The following is a 4,621-nucleotide window of genomic DNA, read 5'->3' as shown; positions in this document are numbered from 1 at the left end:
GAAAGAAGGAGAGAAAGAGGAAATGAGAGCCAGGGTAGAAAAAGGCGTTCGCCTTTTTCTACATGAAAATCTTCTCCTCATTCTTTTCTCTCTTTTCCTTCATATCACGGACCTTACATGCTCACCCACTCATTTTCATGGCAAAGCTTATGGCTGAAAAGCCATAAAGTTTTTAAAGTGACGGTTTCCCTTATCATAGTGACAATTTTGTATTATGTAAAGCAAGCAAGTGTAAATCACAAAGTTGCGCCTCAATAAGCTGACGAGTAAAACTGACAAAGCTTACGAGCGGTATCTTTGTAGCCATGAGAGGCTGCAATTTCTTGTATTTCCTCTTCAGAAACGAGGTGTTTCAGCACGCGAAGAAGTGTGATAGACTTTTTCATAGGAGGTCGCCTCTTTTCGTAAAAGTTTGTATGTGGTGTACAAACTACTTTCCCGGAAAAGGCACCTCTTTTTCGCTTTTTTGTTTATGTTTTTTGCTAATCAACACCCGTGTTTTATTCTAAATATATCGCATAAAAAAATATATGGAGAAAATTGAAAGATATTTACTTTTAATACAAATAAATGTTATTATTATACAGTTAATAAATACCAAATAATTAAGAGGAGGATACTCATGGTAGTCAAAAGATATATAAAAAAAATAGGTATGTCCCTAATCCTTGGAAGCATGCTTATAGTTAGTAGTACAAGTGTATTTGCATCAAGCTCTGACAGCCAGATTAGCCAATCTCAAATAATTCAAGCTGTTGAAAATATGCTACCTGCAACTGGTTACGGAGATAAGTGGATAGAAGGCAAAATCGAAATTAAAAAAGAATTATACAATCCTGATGACACACTCTTTGGCTATTACATAATAATTAAGAAAGACCAAGAAAACATTGGATATATGATTGTATCTGCAAATAAAGAAACAGAGCCGATTTTAGAATATGGAGAAGGTACTGGCTACGATTATTTAAATGGCGACTCTACTAAGAGATTCTATTATTTAGGTGCAATGCGTATTGTACAAGCAAACAATAAAGACGAACTGGAGAAAATATTTGAGAACATCAAACAAAAAGAACTTGAAAACATAAAGGAGCAAGTAGACAAAACAAAAGACTCTAAGTCGAAGGAAAGTTATATCAAGGAGCTTAAAAAATTAGAACAAAAAAAGCTAAAGGGTATTGAAAAAAATAAAGAAAATGAGAAAAAATGGGAAAAATATTTAAGTCAAAGCAGTGAAAATAATACAAATTCACTGGTAACCCCTCTTGGTGGAACAACAACATACAAAGTATTAAATGTTGCTCACATGTATCAAAGACAACCTGGCGTTTATAATGAGGGAAAATCCGCTTGTGGACCCACTTCTGGAGCTGTTATAGCAGACTATTACAAACTAAGAGGTTACAATGTAAGGGGAGTTTCTTACTATGGAACACAAGTAAAGCTAATCAATCACCTATATACTGAGATGGGTACAGGTACTATTGGCACCACAATGGATCAGTGGGCAACTGGCATGTCTACACACATGAATCACAATGCTTCAGCATGGGACGTATTCACGCATGAGGCCATCGGTTATTTTCCTACCTATGAATCCTATATAGATGCAAATAGACCCGTTGGAATACGTTTTGACTATAACCCTTGGAACACAGATTATAAGTGGCATTTTGTAGTTGGTGTAGGCTATAATACAGAAACAGGTCAAATTCAAGTTTGCGATGTAGATTCTACTTCAACAAAATACAGATGGATTTCTTGGTCTGCTAACGATCAGGATATGGATCTTGGTTTTGTTTCATATAATCCATAAATATAAAATAGGGCTGACTCAAACTAACATGGCTTGGCAGCCACCACAACGTATGAAAATGTACTTGGCCTGTGGCCTGACTTCTTCCATAATGGAAGAAGCAGGCCACAGGCCGAACTTTTTTTGGTGGGACTTACCCCGTGACTCAAACCGGCCGACTACATCCCATGAGCACCGCTGATTATTGCCACGAGCATGTGTATAAAAATACTTCGCTTATGGATGTACGACCTGTAATCCGTCCTACATATAAGGAAGTGATTTGAGTTGGATGCCATTATTGAACGTTGTGCTGGATTGGACGTTCATCAGGAAACCGTCGTCGCTTGTGTGATGTATGGTCCGTTAGATCGTAAACCAAAACAAGATACCCAAACATTCCCTACTACGACGAAAGGATTGCTTGCCCTTCACGATTGGCTTCTTCAGTGGGAGTGTACTCATGTTGCCATGGAAAGTTCCGGTGTCTACTGGAAGCCCGTATGGAACATCTTAGAGGACAGCTTCACACTTGTTTTAGCGAATGCCCAACGTATCAAAAATGTGCCCGGGCGAAAAACCGATGTAAACGATGCGGCTTGGATTGCCCAACTTCTTCGGTGCGGGCTCATTACTCCGAGCTTTGTTCCTCCTGAAGATATCAGAGATTTGCGAGACTTGACTCGTTATCGTCGAAGGCTTCTTGGCCACGCCACGTCAGAGAAGAATCGGATTCATAAAATTCTGCAAGACGCCAACATCAAATTGACTACGTATGTCAGTGATCTATTCGGTGTTTCCGGTCGAGCACTTCTGGAAGCCGTCATAAACGGAGAAGTCCTTACGGCTGAACAGGTGAGAGATCTCGTCAAAACCTCTCTGAAACGTAAAGTACCAGAGCTTCTAGATGCTTTGAACGGACGAGTGCGAAAGCATCACCGAAGAATGATGCGAATGCATATGGATCACCTTTTATATATTGAGAATCAAATCGCAGAATTGGAACAGGAAATTGACAGACTCCTGCAGCCTTATCGCGAATCGGTCACACTGATTCAAACCATTCCCGGAATCAAAGAGGATGCGGCAGCGGTCATCCTCGCTGAGATTGGAAATGATATGTCTTGTTTTCCATCCGATGCACACCTTGCGTCATGGGGCGGGCTCAGCCCCGGAAACAATGAGAGTGCTGGTAAAAAAAAAGCACCCGAACCACCAAAGGGAACAAGAGCTTAAAAGCAGTCCTATGTCAGGCAGCCTGGGCTGCGAGTAAAACGAAAGGGACTCGGTTGGCTTCTTTCTTTTACCGAGTCCAAAAGCGAAGGGGACAGAAGAAAGCGACGATGGCGACGGCTCATCTTCTGTTACGTATCATCTACCATATGTTGCAAGACCGAGTTCCGTATCAAGAGCTGGGCTGGGAGTATGTGCCCAATCCGACTCGCGGAGTGGAGTATTGGATTCGAAAAATTGAGTCACAAGGGTTTACCGTACAGCTTGAGCCTCATGAAATAACCTCAACATAATGAAAAAATTTCCATTTTAAATACATATAATAGAGATCCGCCCCTTTTTTTGCTTTTTTGAGGACATTTTCGTATAAAAAAGGTTATGAGTCAGCCCTTCTCACACTATATTTAGTATATTAAATACAAACAAATACGTAAATATTGTATGGCTACTTATTACAACTATGCTTTTTATACGATAATTAGTGATTTTAGACATAGTTATCATTCCTCGTGGTGGCTGTTAAGCAATGGGGGTTTGAGTCATCTCCTATTTTATAATTTATACAAAAAGGAGTAAAATAATGCTATCATTTTTAACTTTTTCCCTAACCTTCTACTTATTGTGTTTAGTATACAATCCCAATTTTTCAGACTTTTCCTCTTATAAAAAAGCTTTGAAGAAGCACTTTCTTCTCTTTTCAACTTTTCTAATTTCGGCAATTGGTTTTATTTTTATTGAACTTCTTACAACTCCCTGGATGAATTCAGGAAATGGAAATCCCTTGCTTCTTTTCATGCCAATCATATTACTTGCATTTCTCTTATTTTTGATCAGTCTGTTTTGGACAAGCAGTGATCGTATTAAAAATAAGAATCAAAAAGTCATACGAACAATCGCAATCACGTCTTTTTTTAATATTGTCATTAGTAGTTTGGCATTCTTTGATTATATCTTTAGAATATCGAGATATTTTAGGGAGGATGACCCTCCTGGATATTCGATATTTATGTTAAGAAACAATACAATTTACTTTAATGAGTTTACTTTTTGTGTGCCTATTATTCTAGTCCTCTTCCTCACTTCTCTTTTTTATATAATAATCAAAAAGAAACCATAAACCAAGTTATCCGACATCAAGCGAAAATACCGTTCCTTCTTGTGGGAGCGGCATTTTCGCTTGATACATCGCGGCGATTTTTTCTGCCGATATATCACGCAAATTTGTGACTACACGCATCGTTTTTCCTTCTGCGTCTGTGATCAACGATTCGATGTACGTACGTCGAGCGCCTTTGCAATGTGCCAAGCTGGCAGATTAAATCGCCGATTACATTGGAATCTGGTTCCTCAAATCGTCGAAGGGCTTTCTTCTTCGTCAACTCTACATTCGTTTTTAACTGAATAATGAACGGCTGGCGGGTAAGAAACTCATCGACTCGTTGGATTTGAAAATAGGCACGTTCCGTCACCAAAATAAAGCGTGGGCCAAGGAATTTATTTTTATAGATGCCTGAAAAAACGCTTGCATATTTGTAGAAAAATATGATAAATTTCTACATATCGCTTGTAATTGGCAACACATACATAAAA

The 4,621-nt window shown here is 38.8% G+C and carries 1 protein-coding gene and 1 pseudogene; both read left to right on the top strand.

Features of this window, described 5'->3' with window-relative positions:
• Positions 1-622 precede the first annotated feature (622 nt).
• Positions 623-1,819 (top strand): C39 family peptidase, encoded by a 1,197-nt coding sequence (locus tag ADA01nite_RS11875; RefSeq protein ID WP_146810183.1) that lies wholly within the window; start codon positions 623-625, stop codon positions 1,817-1,819.
• Between the two features lie 267 nt (positions 1,820-2,086).
• Positions 2,087-3,324 (top strand): annotated as a pseudogene (locus tag ADA01nite_RS11870) (IS110 family RNA-guided transposase).
• The last annotated feature ends 1,297 nt before the right edge of the window (positions 3,325-4,621 follow it).

Origin of the sequence: Aneurinibacillus danicus (genome assembly GCF_007991215.1) — a bacterium.
In the GTDB taxonomy this organism is placed as follows: domain Bacteria; phylum Bacillota; class Bacilli; order Aneurinibacillales; family Aneurinibacillaceae; genus Aneurinibacillus; species Aneurinibacillus danicus.
Note: the sequence above shows the minus strand (reverse complement) of the source record. Positions and strands in the feature narration are given on the sequence as shown.